Source organism: Streptomyces sp. NPDC104309, from assembly GCF_055584025.1.
This window is the reverse complement of record NZ_JBVJMV010000002.1, coordinates 295,419-307,900: the sequence shown is the minus strand read 5'-3', so window position 1 is coordinate 307,900 and position 12,482 is coordinate 295,419. Positions and strand designations below refer to the sequence as shown.

Sequence of the window (12,482 nt, the reverse complement as noted above, 5' to 3'; positions counted from 1 at the left end):
CCGGGCGGCGATGCCGCCCGGCCGGCCCGGCTCACAGGACCGTGGCGCCCGGCGCCGGGGACACCGCGGCCCGTGCGTTCCGGCACGTCCCCGAGGTGATCAGCGCCTCGGCCACCTTCCGCGCCGACTCCTCGTCCGCCACCAGGAACGCGGTGGTCGGCCCGGAGCCCGAGACCAGCGCGGCCAGGGCGCCGGCCGCGGTGCCCGCGGCGAGGGTGTCGGCCAGCAAGGGGCGCAGCGAGAGCGCGGCGGGCTGGAGGTCGTTGCTCAGGGCGCCCGCGAGCGCGGCGGTGTCACCGGACCGCAGCGCGTCCAGGAGCGCGGCGGACGCGGCGGGGTCCGGGACGTCCGTACCGGCCGTGAGCCGGTCGAACTCGCCGTAGACGGCCGGGGTGGAGAGCCCGCCGTCGGCGACCGCGAAGACCCAGTGGAAGGTTCCGCCGACGTCGATCGGGGTCAGCCGCTCACCGCGTCCGACCCCGAGGGCCGCGCCGCCGACCAGGCTGAACGGGACGTCGCTGCCCAGCTCCGCGCAGATGTCGAGCAGTTCCTGGCGCGTGGCGCCGGTGGACCAGAGGGCGTCGCAGGCCAGCAGGGCCGCCGCACCGTCGGCGCTGCCGCCCGCCATGCCGCCCGCGACGGGGATGTCCTTGGCGATGTGGATGTGCACATCGGGTGCGATGCCGTGCCGCTCGGCCAGTGCGATCGCGGCGCGGGCGGCGAGGTTCGTGGCGTCCAGCGGGACCTTCGCGGCGTCCGGGCCGGAGCACGTGACGCGCAGCCCGTCGGCGGGGGTGACGGTGACCTCGTCGTACAGGCCGACGGCGAGGAAGACATTGGCCAGGTCGTGGAAGCCGTCGGGGCGCGGGGCGCCGACCGCGAGCTGGACGTTGACCTTGGCGGGTACGCGGACGGTGACGCTCACTCGCCACTCCCCGAGGGCTGGTTGCCGTCGGCCCCGGCGGTCCCGGCGGGCTTGTTCTCCGCGATGGCGGCGAACTCCTCGACCGTCAGGGACTCACCGCGGGCCTGCGGCGAGATCCCGGCCGCGACCAGGGCCGCCTCGGCGGCGGGGGCGGAGCCCGCCCAGCCGGCCAGGGCCGCCCGCAGGGTCTTGCGGCGCTGGGCGAAGGCCGCGTCGACGACCGCGAAGACCTCGGTCCTGCTCGCGCTCGTCGTGACCGGCTCGGTGCGCCGGACCAGCGACACCAGGCCGGAGTCGACGTTCGGGGCGGGCCAGAAGACGTTGCGGCCGATGGATCCGGCCCGCTTGACGTCCGCGTACCAGTTGGCCTTCACCGACGGCACGCCGTAGACCTTGTTGCCCGGCCTGGCGGCCAGCCGGTCCGCGACCTCCGCCTGGACCATGACGAGGGTCCGCTCGATGGACGGGAACCGCTCCAGCATGGTCAGCAGCACCGGCACGGCGACGTTGTACGGAAGGTTCGCGACCAGCGCGGTCGGCGCCGGGCCCGGCAGCTCCCGGACCAGCATCGCGTCGCAGTGCACCAGGGCGAACCGGTCGGCCCGCCCCGGCATCCGGGCGGCGACCGTGGCCGGCAGCGCGCCCGCCAGCACGTCGTCGATCTCGACGGCGACGACCCGGTCCGCCGCCTCCAGCAGCGCCAGGGTCAGCGAGCCGAGCCCCGGACCGACCTCGACGACGACGTCGTCCGGGCGGACCTCCGCCGTCCGCACGATCCTGCGGACCGTATTGGCGTCGATGACGAAGTTCTGACCGCGTTGCTTGGTCGGGCGTACGCCCAGCTCGGCCGCCAGCTCGCGGATGTCTGCGGGGCCCAGGAGGGCGTCGGGCTCAGTGGTGCTCACCCGGTAAGCCTACGGCCGCGGTGCGGCCCGGGGCCCGCCCCCGTCGCGTGAAAGACCTCTCGCCAGGCGGACGCGCCCGGCCGCCGGGGCGTTCCGCGGCCTGCCCGCCCGTCCCGCCGCGTGTGCGCCCTGCGCTACCTCCGCGTCCGGACCACGACCTCGTCGCCGTCGGCGAGTGCGGTGCCGGGGGCGGGCGTGACGGTGCCGCGGGCGGCGAGCGCGACGTCCTGGTCGGCGAGGAGTTCACCGACGTCGTCCGCGAAGGTGTGCAGGGTGCGGGGTCTGCCGTCGATGTCGAGCGTCACCGCCTTGTCGAGGGCCACGAACGCCGTGGTGCCACCGGCCAGGAACGCCAGGACGAGGGCCTGGGGGACGAGGCGGCGCAGGTTCTCGGGCCGGAGGGGGGCCTTGCGGTGGTGGGCGGCCCGGCGCGCGCCCGCCCGGCCGCCGGTGGGGCGGGGGACGGACGGCCGGGCGGGCGGAACGCGCGGGCCGACGAGCGTCGGGGTGTGGAGCGCCCGCGCGGCGAGCGTCATCCGCTCGTGGAACGGGACGGGTGCGGGGACGGCGGGCGACACCGTACGCCCTCTGCCACGTGCGGCACGGTGGCTGCCCTTGGAACTGCTCACGACGCTCCCGAGGATCCGATCGGCCGGTCGCCGAATGGCGCCCGGGACGATAGCGGAGCAGCGGTCACTCTTCAAAACGGGGCGACCACGCACGGTCATCGGCCCCGATGTGGTCAGTAGTCGAAGGCGCGGGCGGTGTTGTCGAAGACGGCTGACGCCAGGGTGTCCTCGTCCACGCCCCTCACCGCTGCCATGGCGCGCAGGGTGACCGGAATGAGATAGGGCGCGTTGGGCCGTCCCCGGTACGGGGCGGGGGTCAGGAACGGTGCGTCCGTCTCGACCAGGACCAGCTCCATCGGCGCGACGGCCAGTGCGTCGCGCAGCGGCTGGGCGTTCTTGAAGGTGACATTGCCCGCGAAGGACATGAAGTACCCGGCGTCCGCGCAGATCCGGGCCATGTCGGCGTCGCCGGAGTAGCAGTGGAAGACGGTCCGCTCGGGGGCGCCCGCGTCGGCGAGGACGCGCAGCACGTCCGCGTGCGCCTCGCGGTCGTGGATGACCAGCGCCTTGCCGTGCCGCTTGGCGATCTCGATATGGGCCCGGAAGGACTCCTCCTGCGCGGCCATGCCTTCGGGGCCCGTGCGGAAGTGGTCGAGCCCGGTCTCGCCGACACCGCGTACGTGGTCGAGCGCGGCCAGTGCGTCGATCTCCGCGAGTGCCTCGTGCAGCGCCGCTTCTCCGCCCGCTTCCCGCGCCCCCTGCCGCGACCGGCCCTCGGGGTCGCCGTGCACGATGCGCGGTGCCTCGTTGGGGTGCAGGGCGACCGCCGCGTGCACGTTCACGTGCGCGGCGGCGGTCTCGGCGGCCCACCGCGAACCGGCCACGTCGCAGCCGACCTGGATCACGGTGGTCACATTGACCGCCGCGGCCCTGGCCAGGCCCTCCTCGACGGTCGCGTCCTGCATGTCCAGGTGGGTGTGCGAATCGGCGACCGGCACCCGGAGGGGTTCGGGCAACGGCGGGGCTTCGGTACGGCTCATGAGGACGATCGTACGAGGACCGCGCCGGGCACCCCGCCCGTGGTGGGGGCCGGGCGCCCTACTTGCGGTGGAAGGGGTGCAGGAGGTCGGACAGGTGCCAGTGGTGCCCGGCGCCGACGGCCGCGGCCTCGCCCTCCCGGGCGTCGACGCCCTTGCCCGCCGACCGCCTCGGCTGGGGGTCGTGGAGCAGCTTCTGGACGGTCGAGACCCGGCCGGACCGCATGATCCGGACCACGTGTCCGCCGCAGTTCGCGCAGGTCGGCGCGGAAAGGGGTGAGGGCACCCGTTCCCCGTCCGCCTTGTATATGACGAAGCCGTTGTTGGAACCGTCGACGTGGTGCTCTATCTCGAAGGCCTGCTCCCAGCCGTGTCCGCACCTCATGCAGGCGAATGCGTACGCCTCGTGCACCGTGGTCGCTGCGATCTCGCTCATGTCCGCTCCTTCTGTCCGCCGGACGAACACTCCGGGGAGTGCGTCCCCGGTCCAGTGGACTCCCCTGCCGGCCGGAGCGCATCGGGCCCTGTCGACTGTTGGAGCGGTTTTGGCCTTCTCGTGGCAGAAAGGCCCGGTACGCGGCTCGCGCTTTGCTTTTCAGGAAAGTCCTTTGCCCTCCGCAGAGCCGGTTCGCGCCGCGTTCTTGGCCGCGACGACCGCGTCGAACACCTCGCGTTTGGGCAGCCCCGCGTCCGCGGCCACAGCGCCGATGGCCTCCTTGCGCCGCTCCCCCGCCTCCTCGCGCACCCGCACCCTGCGCACCAGCTCCGCGGCGTCCAGTTCCTCGGGTCCGGAGTCGGCCGCGCCCTCGACGACGACGGTGATCTCGCCGCGTACCCCTTCGGCCGCCCAGGCCGCCAGCTCGCCCAGCGGGCCGCGCTTCACTTCCTCGTACGTCTTGGTCAGCTCCCGGCACACGGCCGCCCGGCGGTCGGCGCCGAAGACCTCGGCCATCGCCGCGAGGGTGTCGTCGAGCCGGTGCGGGGCCTCGAAGAAGACCATGGTGCGGCGCTCGTCGGCGACCTCGCGCAGTCTGCCCAGCCGTTCGCCCGCCTTGCGCGGCAGGAAGCCCTCGAAGCAGAAACGGTCGACCGGCAGCGCGGACAGGGCGAGAGCGGTCAGCACCGCGGACGGGCCGGGGACCGCGGTGACCCTGACGCCCTTCTCCACCGCGGCGGCCACGAGCCGGTAGCCGGGGTCGGAGACGGACGGCATCCCGGCGTCCGTGACCAGCAGCACCCGGGCGCCGCCGGTCAGTGCCTCGACGAGTTCGGGCGTACGGGCCGACTCGTTGCCCTCGAAGTAGGAGACGACCCGCCCCGTGGTGCGGACGCCGAGCGCCTGGGTGAGGCGGCGCAGCCGCCGGGTGTCCTCGGCGGCGACGACATCGGCCGTCTCCAGTTCGGCGGCGAGGCGCGGCGGGGCGTCCGCCACATCGCCGATGGGGGTTCCTGCGAGTACCAGCGTTCCAGTCGTTCCAGTCACATGAGTCATCCTCCCAGCACGGGCGACAGCACTCGCACAGATGCGTTCCCTACGATGGCGCGGTGACGAGTACTGCGCCCGAAGCCCGGCAGGGCCAAGACGCCGGGGAACCGCACGGCGAAGAAGCGGCCTCCTGGCAGCAGCGGCTACGCCGCTTCGGCCATTCGCCCCGGCCCGGGATCGGGCTGCGTGAACGGCTGGTCCCGCCGTACGCCAGGCCCGGCGCCCAGCTGTGGGCGGTACTCGGGATCTCCCCGCCCCTGGCCGCGCGCCTGGTGCGGTGGTCCGCCTGGGGCGGTCCGCTGCTGGTGGCGCTGGTCGCCGGGGTGCTGCGGTTCTGGAACCTGGGCAGCCCGCACGCCCTGATATTCGACGAGACGTACTACGCCAAGGACTCCTGGGCGCTGATCAACCAGGGGTACGAGGGCAACTGGCCCAAGGACATCGACAAGCTGATCCTCGCCGATCCGTCGAAGGTGCACGTCCCGGTGGATCCGGGCTATGTGGTGCACCCGCCGGTCGGCAAGTGGATCATCGGCCTCGGTGAGCAGATCTTCGGCTTCACGCCGTTCGGCTGGCGGTTCATGGTGGCGGTGCTCGGCACGCTGTCGGTGCTGATGCTGTGCCGGATCGGGCGGCGCCTGTTCCGCTCGACGTTCCTGGGGTGCCTGGCCGGCACGCTGCTCGCCGTCGACGGTCTGCATTTCGTGATGAGCCGCACCGCGCTGCTCGACCTGGTGCTGATGTTCTTCGTGCTGGCGGCGTTCGGCGCGCTGCTGATCGACCGCGACTGGGCGCGGCGCAGGCTCGCCGCCGCGCTGCCGGTCGACGAGGAGGGGGTGCTGCGCCCCGATGCCGGGGTCGCGGAGAATCTGCGCCTCGGCCTGCGCCCCTGGCGGCTCACCGCCGGTCTGATGCTCGGGCTGGCCTTCGCCACCAAGTGGAACGGTCTGTACATCCTGGTCGGCTTCGGCCTGATGACGGTGCTGTGGGATGTGGGCGCGCGACGGACGGCGGGGGCCGTCCGCCCGTACATGGCGGTGCTGAAGCGGGACCTGCTGCCGGCGTTCGTCTCGACGGTCCCGGTCGCGATCCTCACGTACCTCGTCTCCTGGACCGGCTGGATCGTCACCGGCAAGGGCTACTACCGCGACTGGGCGCAGACCGAGGGCAGCGGCGGCAACTGGACGTGGCTGCCGGACTGGCTGCGCAGCCTGTGGCACTACGAGTACCAGGTCTACGAGTTCCATGTGAATCTGACGTCCGGCCACACGTACCAGTCCAATCCCTGGAGCTGGATCGTGCTCGGCCGGCCCGTCTCGTACTTCTGGGAGGAGCAGTCGGGCTGCGCGGCGTCGGAGACCGGCAAGTGCTCCCGCGAGGTGCTGGCCATCGGGACGCCGGTGCTCTGGTGGGCGGCGTGCTTCGCCCTGGTGTACGTGCTGTGGCGCTGGTTCTTCCGGCGCGACTGGCGGGCGGGGGCCATCGCCTGCGGCGTGGCGGCGGGCTGGCTGCCCTGGTTCTTCTACCAGGAGCGGACGATCTTCCTCTTCTACGCGGTCGTGTTCGTGCCGTTCCTGTGCCTGGCGGTGACGATGATGATCGGCGCGTTGCTGGGTCCGGGGGCGGGTACCGGGCCCGGACTGGAGACCGGTCGGCTGTCCGGCGATCCGTCCGGGGAGCGGCGGCGGGCGCTGGGGGCGGTCGCGGCGGGCGTGCTGGTGCTGCTGATCATCTGGAACTTCATCTATTTCTGGCCGATCTACACGGGAACACCCATTCCCGACGGTTCCTGGCGGGACCGGATGTGGCTGGACACCTGGATCTGAGACCGACACGACTCGATATGAGCGGCACACCTGGATTTGACCGGCGCATTCATGCCTCACGTATCGCGTTCCTATAACAACCATCTCGGCTGTCACCACCGTCCCGTAGGGTGCCCGGCAGCATCCCCTTGAACATGTTCAAGGGGAACTCCTGGGGAGGGGGACTGCAGGGATGCGCAGTGGAGCGAAGGTCGCGATAGTCGGCGGAGTGTTCGCGGTCGTGGTCGGTGGGGTGGGGTACGGCGCGTACAACGTCCTGGACGGGCTGGGCGGCGGGGGCGGTGACACGGGCACCGAGACCGCCTCCGCGAAGGTGCGTACGGGGCCGGTCACCGACACGGAGATCGACGAGGTGTCGAAGAAGTTCCTCAAGGCCTGGGCGAGCGGTGACGCGGCCGTCGCGTCGCAGCTCACCAACAACGCGACCGAGGCCGAACCGATACTGACGGACTACCGCGAGAGCGCCCATGTCGCGAAGGCGGTGATCACTCCCGGTCCGGCGGTCGGCTCGAAGGTGCCGTACACGGTGAAGGCGACCGTCTCCTTCGAGGGCAAGTCCAAGCCCTGGTCGTACTCCTCCGAACTGACCGTGGTGCGCGGCCTGACCACCGGCAGGCCGCTGGTGGACTGGGCCCCCACCGTGGTCCATCCCGATCTGGCGAAGGGCGCGTCGCTCAAGACGGGCGAGGCGTCCGCGCCGGCGATCGAGGCGGTCGACCACAACGGCAACGTGCTCAGCAAGGAGAAGTACCCGTCGCTGGGGCCCATCCTGGAAGCCCTGCGCGAGAAGTACGGGGAGAAGGCCGGCGGCACCGCCGGCGTCGAGACCTGGATCGAGAGCCCGAACGAGAGCAGCCCGGACAAGACCCTGCTGACGATCAGCAAGGGCAGGCCCGGCAGGCTGCAGACCACCCTGGACGCGCATGCCCAGGCGGCGGCCGAGGTGGCCGTGAAGAAGTTCAGCCAGGCCTCGGTGGTCGCGATCCGGCCGTCCACGGGCGCGATCCGCGCGGTCGCCAATAATCCGGCCACCGGATTCAACGCGGCGATGCAGGGCAAGCAGGCGCCCGGTTCGACGATGAAGATCGTGACGGCGGCGATGCTGATCGAGAAGGGCCTCGCCTCGGCCGACCAGAAGATCGAGTGCCCGCCGACCGCGATGTACTACGGCCGCACCTTCAAGAACCTGGACGGCTTCTCCATCCCCGACGGCACCCTGACGACCAGCTTCGCCCGCTCCTGCAACACCGCCTTCATCAAGCTGATCGACGAGGCGAACGACGACGCGGCGCTCGCCAAGGAGGCCCGCGACGTCTTCGGCATCGGCCTGAACTGGCAGACCGGCGTGGTCACCTTCGACGGCAGCGTGCCCGAGGAGACCGAAGGCGAGGCGGCCGCCCAGTACATCGGCCAGGGCACGGTCCAGATGAACGCCCTCAACATGGCGTCCATCACCGCCACCGCGAAGAACGGCACCTTCCGCCAGCCGGTCCTCGTGGACCGGGACCTCGACGGCCGGCAGATCGCCACCGCCTCCCGGTCGCTGTCCCCCTCCGTCTCCCAGCAGCTCACCAACATGATGCGCCAGACCGCGAGCTGGGGCACCGGTAGGGCCGCGATGGCCTCGGTCGGCGGTGACAAGGGCGCCAAGACGGGCTCGGCGGAGGTGGACGGCCAGGCCACCTCCAACAGCTGGTTCACCGGATTCAGCAACGACCTGGCCGCCGCGGCGGTCGTCCAGTCCGGCGGCCACGGCGGCGACGCGGCGGGCCCGGTGGTGGCGGCGGTGCTGCGCGCGGGGCCGTGACGCCCACCGCCGGAGCCGTCGGCGCGGCCGGCCTCTGCGGGTGCGGCACTGGACAATGGCCTCGGCCCGTCCACGCCTCACCACGGGCCCGGCGGCACCTGCCCCCGCACGTGCGCAACCCCGTCGCGCGTCCCGCGCCGCGTTCGCTAGCGTGCGGGGCATGAGCGCTCCTGACACCACCGCCGCCGAAGCCCACCCCCGATTCGCCGAGGCCCTGCGGGAACTGGGTCTTCAGGTCGAGATCCGCCGGTTCCCGGAGGCCACCCGTACCGCCGCCGAGGCCGCTGCCGCGATCGGCTGCGAGCTCAGCGAGATCGTCAAGTCCCTGATCTTCGAGGCCGACGGCGTCCCGGTGCTGGTCCTGATGGACGGTTCCTCGCGCGTCGATGTGGAGCTCGTACGCGGCGAATTGGATGCCGGGAAGGTCAAGCGGGCCGGGGCCGACCTGGTCCGGGAGACGACCGGGTACGCGATCGGGGGTGTGCCGCCCTTCGGGCACCGTACGCGGACCCGGGTGCTGGCCGACCGCGGGCTGCTGGACCACGACGTGGTGTGGGCGGCGGCGGGCACCCCGCACACGGTCTTCCCCCTCGACCCCAAGACGCTGATCGGGCACGCCGGCGGAACCGTGGTGGATGTGCGCGAGCAGCCGAAGTGACACCGCTGGTCGCCCTCGCCGTCCTGATCGCCGCGGTCACGCACGCCAGTTGGAACGCGATCGCGCACGCGATCAAGGATCAGCTCCTCTCCTTCACCCTGATCTCCGGGGGCGGGGTGCTGATCGGCGCGGCCGGCGCCTGCTTCGTCCCCTTCCCCGCCGCCGGGGCCTGGCCGTATCTCCTCGTCTCGGCCGTGCTGCACGTGACGTACATGATGCTGCTGATGCGCTCGTTCACCCTGGGCGACTTCGGTCAGATGTATCCGATCGCCCGGGGCACGGCGCCGCTGGTGGTGACGGTTCTCGCCGCCGTCTTCGTCGGTGAACACCCCGACGGCTGGGCCACGGCGGGCGTCGCGGTGGCCTCGGCGGGGCTGGTCGGGCTCGCCCTCTGGGGCATCCGCGGCTCCGGCAGGCCCCCGGACTGGCCGGCGCTGCTGGCCGCCGTCGCGACCGGCCTGGCCATCGCCGGATACACCACGGTGGACGGGGTCGGGGTACGGGCCTCCGGCACCTCGCTCGGCTACATCGCCTGGCTGATGATCCTGGAGGGACTGGCCATCCCGGCCTACGCGCTCCACCGCCATCGGGGCGAACTCGTCACCCGGCTCCGGCCGTTCGCCGCGCGCGGGCTGCTGGGGGCGGCGTTGTCGGTGGCCGCGTACGGCCTCGTGCTGTGGGCCCAGACCCGGGCGGCGCTGGCCCCGATCGCGGCGCTCCGGGAGTCGTCGATCATCGTCGGCGCCGCCATAGGAACGCTGTTCTTCAAGGAACGGTTCGGCGCCCCGCGCATCGCGGCGGCGGGGCTGATGGTGGTCGGCATCGGGCTGATGCTGCACACGAGTTGAGCGGGAGGAAAAGGCCGGGTGCCCGTGGCCCGGCCCGAGTACGGCGGGATCGTTCCGGCTTTCGCCCCAGAACTGTGCGTGTACGAAAGTGGCGCCGACCACGACGACGCCGATTCCGGACCGCAGCCCGCCCTCGACTACGTCGAGCTGACCGGTGGTTCCGCTGAGTGGCCAACTCCTCGACGTGACCGGATCGCGGAACTGGGCCGGGACCGGGCTGGGTGGCCGGAGGGCGGGGAGCAGAGCAGGCTGGAGGTACTGGTGGCCCGGGCGGCCGGGCCGGGAAGCGAGGCTCCCGATGAGCAGGCTCGAAGAACAGGTCGACGTCGATGTCCCGGCGCAGGAGGTCTGGGCGCAGCTGCACCGTATCGATGAGTACCCGATGTTCATGGAGGGCGTGAAGAGCGCCGCTGCGCACGGCAGCAGCCGAGCCCATCTCGACGTCCGGATCGGGGACGACGAGCAGGCTTTCGAGACTCGCATTGCCGATCGCGGCAAGGGCCAGGTGATGGACTGGACGGTGGACAGCCCGGAACTGAAAGCTGCCTTCGCCGTGAACCCGCTGGATGACAGGCATACCCAGCTGCAAGTCCGGCTGGAGTACGACCCGGACACCGTGCGGGCGACCTTCGGCGGCCCGAAGGGATTCGCCCAGGTCCATGCGATCGAGAACACAGTCCGGACCGACCTGGAGAAGCTCAAGGACCTGCTGGAGAGCCGGCATTAGTCCCGACGTGCCGGTCTTGCTCGGGTAAGGGCCGGCGCACAGGCCGACACCACCGGCTTTGTCCCGGCCGCGGCGTGTGAACCACCACTGACGACACCGGGAGAGATGAAGCGTGCTGAACAGAACGCCCTCCCGGGCCCCGCCGGAGTCGGGACGCAGGCAAGGCCCGGTGTCCGGCGGGGCCTGACCGCCGGAGGGCTGGTTCTGCACCGGGCGGGCCGGAGCGGGCCTGGTCAGTCCTTCCGGGATGCCGCTTCTCCCCGGTTGTGGTGAAGGCCAGCAGCTTCAGGACCGGAAGGCGTTCTTTGACGGCCGTTGCCGGGCCGGGTCGCAGTGCGGTTGCTTCACTACTGTCAGTGACTGCATGTTCTCCCGTTCGTCGCAGGCGGTCCCGACGGACGGCGGGAAGTCCACGACCGTCACGCCGCGCAATTCGCGGAACGGGCGGGACGCGAGCATGCCGGGAAACCGGGGCTTGCTGTATGCGGAAAGAAAGTCGGTTCCGGACTCCTGCCGGCCGTCCGCCGGCACGGTGCGGACGGCCCCCGACACCCCGTAGAGCTGCGGCTTCCGCACCCGCAGGACCGCGCACTCGGTGCGACGCAGGAACGGACAGTGCTGCACGGAGGCCCCGGCGCACCGGGCGCACGGGGGCGTGTGGCGGTCGGGCACTCGGTCCGCCGGTTGGCGGGGTGCGCGGTAATCCCTGGTCTCTCTTCCGGAAGTAGTAGGGACGGAGGGTTTCCGGGCCGGACCACGACTGATGGCGGTCGACATCGGGCTGCTGGTGTACACGAGTTGAGCGGGACGGCGCGCCAGGCTCCAGGACGTGCGACCGGCGTGCGCGGGGCCCGCGGGCGAGATGGGCCCGATGGAGTGAAAAGGGGCCGATCGCCCCAGCGTGATCGTTTCAGCGGGAATCCGGGCTGCTTGGATGCCCAAGTCCTGCCATTGCGGACATCCATGCACCGAAAGGGACATCTGCTGTGTCCAAGCGCAATCATCCTGTACTGGCCCTCGCCGCAGCCGTGTTGGCGACATGCGGTGTCGCCGCGGCCAGCGGCACGCCGGCCTCCGCCGCGCCCAGTCCCAACCGGGACGTGATCAACAAGATGGACGGGAGCCGTCTGGCCCTGCTCAACAACAGCACCGCCGAGGGCGCCACCGGCATCACCCTGCGCGACCCGGCATGGAATTACAGCACCGAGCGCTGGGAGCTGGACTTCTCGGCCTGGCAGGCGGACGGCCCCAACACCTACACGGCCACGATCAGGAACGAGGCCGCGAACAAGTGCCTCCAGCCCAGCGCCGCGACACCGCAGCGGGGTACGACCGTCGTCGTCCGGACCTGTGACGGCTCACAGCTCCAGAAGTGGAGCCTGATCGGCGAGAAGGTCGGCGACACCCACACGGGTTGGTGGATGTACCGCCCGGTGGTCAACAAGGACCTCGCCCTCAGCCTGAACAGGTACAACGACGGCAGCTGGGACACCCTCTACCTGAACATCGCACAGCCCAGCTCCGACCGGCTGTGGCGCAGCGTGGACAACGACACCCCTGCGGCCAACAGCTAGGGTCTTCCGTTTGGATCAGGCCGGAGCCCGCGAGTCCGGCGTGATCCAGACGAGAGGCCCTGGTTCGGGCGGGGTGGGCGACGGGCTCGGGGGCTCGCCACCCACCCCTTCGCCCACACG

13 protein-coding genes are annotated in these 12,482 nt (G+C 71.6%); 6 read left to right on the top strand and 7 right to left on the bottom strand.

The annotated features are described in order from the left end of the window. Nucleotides 1-31 precede the first annotated feature (31 nt). From ACZ68L_RS03200 to rsmI, 6 genes are all read right to left on the bottom strand, one after another. Nucleotides 32-925, bottom strand: a complete 894-nt coding sequence (locus ACZ68L_RS03200) for a 4-(cytidine 5'-diphospho)-2-C-methyl-D-erythritol kinase (protein WP_469573752.1) — start codon at nucleotides 923-925, stop codon at nucleotides 32-34. Beyond that, the gene (gene rsmA, locus ACZ68L_RS03195) at nucleotides 922-1,830 is read right to left on the bottom strand and encodes a 16S rRNA (adenine(1518)-N(6)/adenine(1519)-N(6))-dimethyltransferase RsmA (protein ID WP_469573750.1); all 909 of its coding nucleotides are present in this window, start codon (nucleotides 1,828-1,830) and stop codon (nucleotides 922-924) included. Before rsmA ends, ACZ68L_RS03200 begins: the two co-directional genes overlap by 4 nt. 134 nt (nucleotides 1,831-1,964) lie before the next feature. Next, entirely contained in the window at nucleotides 1,965-2,459 is a 495-nt protein-coding gene (locus tag ACZ68L_RS03190; protein WP_469573748.1) for a ubiquitin-like domain-containing protein, read from the bottom strand. Nucleotides 2,460-2,572: 113 nt separating this feature from the next. Beyond that, entirely contained in the window at nucleotides 2,573-3,439 is an 867-nt protein-coding gene (locus ACZ68L_RS03185; protein WP_469573746.1) for a TatD family hydrolase, read from the bottom strand. A 58-nt stretch (nucleotides 3,440-3,497) separates the two neighbouring features. Continuing rightward, nucleotides 3,498-3,872 carry a hypothetical protein gene (locus ACZ68L_RS03180; protein WP_469573744.1) on the bottom strand — a complete coding sequence of 125 codons (375 nt, stop codon included), beginning with the start codon at nucleotides 3,870-3,872 and terminating at the stop codon, nucleotides 3,498-3,500. Nucleotides 3,873-4,031: 159 nt separating this feature from the next. Next, nucleotides 4,032-4,928, bottom strand: coding sequence for a 16S rRNA (cytidine(1402)-2'-O)-methyltransferase (rsmI, locus tag ACZ68L_RS03175; protein WP_469573742.1), 897 nt, complete (start codon nucleotides 4,926-4,928; stop codon nucleotides 4,032-4,034). A gap of 53 nt (nucleotides 4,929-4,981) precedes the next feature. On the opposite strand from rsmI, the gene ACZ68L_RS03170 reads away from it, so the two are divergent. The 5 genes from ACZ68L_RS03170 to ACZ68L_RS03150 all read left to right on the top strand — a co-directional run bounded on the left by ACZ68L_RS03170 (nucleotide 4,982) and on the right by ACZ68L_RS03150 (nucleotide 10,788). Beyond that, on the top strand, nucleotides 4,982-6,748 hold the full coding sequence (locus ACZ68L_RS03170) for a dolichyl-phosphate-mannose--protein mannosyltransferase (protein ID WP_469573740.1): 1,767 nt from the start codon (nucleotides 4,982-4,984) through the stop codon (nucleotides 6,746-6,748). 172 nt (nucleotides 6,749-6,920) lie between these two features. Next, nucleotides 6,921-8,555: a penicillin-binding transpeptidase domain-containing protein gene (locus tag ACZ68L_RS03165; protein WP_469573738.1), complete on the top strand. Its 1,635-nt coding sequence runs from the start codon at nucleotides 6,921-6,923 to the stop codon at nucleotides 8,553-8,555. A 160-nt stretch (nucleotides 8,556-8,715) separates the two neighbouring features. After that, nucleotides 8,716-9,213, top strand: coding sequence for a YbaK/EbsC family protein (locus ACZ68L_RS03160; protein ID WP_469573736.1), 498 nt, complete (start codon nucleotides 8,716-8,718; stop codon nucleotides 9,211-9,213). Further along, entirely contained in the window at nucleotides 9,210-10,061 is an 852-nt protein-coding gene (locus tag ACZ68L_RS03155) for an EamA family transporter (protein ID WP_469573734.1), read from the top strand. Before ACZ68L_RS03160 ends, ACZ68L_RS03155 begins: the two co-directional genes overlap by 4 nt. Before the next feature lie 298 nt (nucleotides 10,062-10,359). Then, the gene (locus ACZ68L_RS03150) at nucleotides 10,360-10,788 is read left to right on the top strand and encodes an SRPBCC family protein (protein ID WP_469573732.1); all 429 of its coding nucleotides are present in this window, start codon (nucleotides 10,360-10,362) and stop codon (nucleotides 10,786-10,788) included. 285 nt (nucleotides 10,789-11,073) lie between these two features. On the opposite strand, the gene ACZ68L_RS03145 is transcribed toward ACZ68L_RS03150, so the two are convergent. Then, nucleotides 11,074-11,412, bottom strand: coding sequence for a hypothetical protein (locus tag ACZ68L_RS03145; protein WP_469573730.1), 339 nt, complete (start codon nucleotides 11,410-11,412; stop codon nucleotides 11,074-11,076). 362 nt (nucleotides 11,413-11,774) lie between these two features. Here ACZ68L_RS03145 and ACZ68L_RS03140 point away from each other — a divergent pair, with 362 nt between their 5' ends. Continuing rightward, complete coding sequence (locus ACZ68L_RS03140; protein WP_469573728.1) at nucleotides 11,775-12,362, top strand: RICIN domain-containing protein; 588 nt, start codon at nucleotides 11,775-11,777, stop codon at nucleotides 12,360-12,362. The last annotated feature ends 120 nt before the right edge of the window (nucleotides 12,363-12,482 follow it).